The organism is Microcoleus sp. B7-D4 (assembly GCF_036705125.1).
Taxonomy (GTDB): Bacteria; Cyanobacteriota; Cyanobacteriia; order Cyanobacteriales; family Microcoleaceae; genus Microcoleus.
The window spans coordinates 1-1262 of the sequence record NZ_JAUBTT010000263.1; the positions used below are offsets into that span (position 1 = coordinate 1).

General features: G+C 38.7%; 1 protein-coding gene. It reads left to right on the plus strand.

Annotation, left to right across the window (positions count from 1 at the left end):
• Window positions 1-63: 63 nt before the first annotated feature.
• Complete coding sequence (locus QUB12_RS37365; protein ID WP_333311125.1) at window positions 64-1125, plus strand: ion transporter; 1062 nt, start codon at window positions 64-66, stop codon at window positions 1123-1125.
• The last annotated feature ends 137 nt before the right edge of the window (window positions 1126-1262 follow it).

Below are 1262 nucleotides of genomic sequence, written 5' to 3' on the forward strand. Positions count from 1 at the left end.
ATTAATAATTAAATGGGGTCGCAAAATCAAAAATAAGGGTAATGATTGTATCACAGTTTAAATGTGCAACAGCTTAGTCAAGCGCGATCGTTAATTGCTAAATTTTTAGGACAAACTCAGATGCGTAAAAAAATCAAAACTATAATTTATGAAATTTTAGAAACCTCAGACTCAAGCAATTTATACAGTTTAGCAGATGATTTTATCATAACTTGTTTAATTCTGATCAACGTCGCAGCTTTTATTGCTTCTACTTCGCCCACATTGTCGCCCGAACACACATCGTTTTTGGCAAACATCGAAATTGTTTCCTCCTTAGTATTTACAATAGAATATATTTTGAGGCTATGGGTGTCTACAGTCGATCGCAGATACAGCCACCCGCTTTGGGGAAGATTGAGATATGCTCTTACACCGCTAAGTTTGATAGATTTACTTTCCATCTTACCTTTTTACTTCTTGCTGTTATTTCCTACTTTCAACTTCGTTAATTTAATTCGTGTTCTGCGCTTGTTGCGGTTGCTAAAAATGAGCCGTTATTCTGAGTCAATCAGAACTCTGGGAGCAGTATTGTACGATAAAAAAGAGGAGTTAATTGCCACCGCATTTGCAGTTTTTATTCTGTTAATATTTGCCTCTAGCGTCATGTATTTTGTTGAATACGACGCGCATCCCGAAACTTTTGCGAGCATCCCCGATGCAATGTGGTGGGGAGTTGTGACCTTAACTACTGTCGGTTACGGCGATATTTATCCAATCACTCCTTTAGGAAAATTGTTAGGAGCAATATTAGCATTTTTGGGAATCGGAATTTTTGCGTTACCTGCGGGGCTCATTGCTGCGGGTTTTTCCGAGGAAGTCCAAAGGAGAAAGCAGGAAAAAATGGCGGCAAATTTAGAGCAATCCGCGAATTGTCAATCGGTCAAAAGGCTGGCGGAAATCGAGGTTGGGTTTGAAGAAAAGCAAAGGGCGATCGCACTTCACATCGAAAGTTCATCAGAGTTGATGAAAATGTGTGTTCAAACGGCGAAACAGAAGTTAGGAAGTGATTTTCAAAATGAACAAATTATTTGCGATTTAGCTATTCATCTCTACAATGAAGCCGTCCGCAAATTCGAGCTGTAATTACAGATATACATTGCCTAGAATTCCACCCAATAGTTACCCTAATGATCCAAAGTCAAGCAGGGTAAACGCATCTTAACTGGAACCCAAAATATGCTACAGTTAAATCCGACTAAATTTCAATGTAGTTTGTTGTA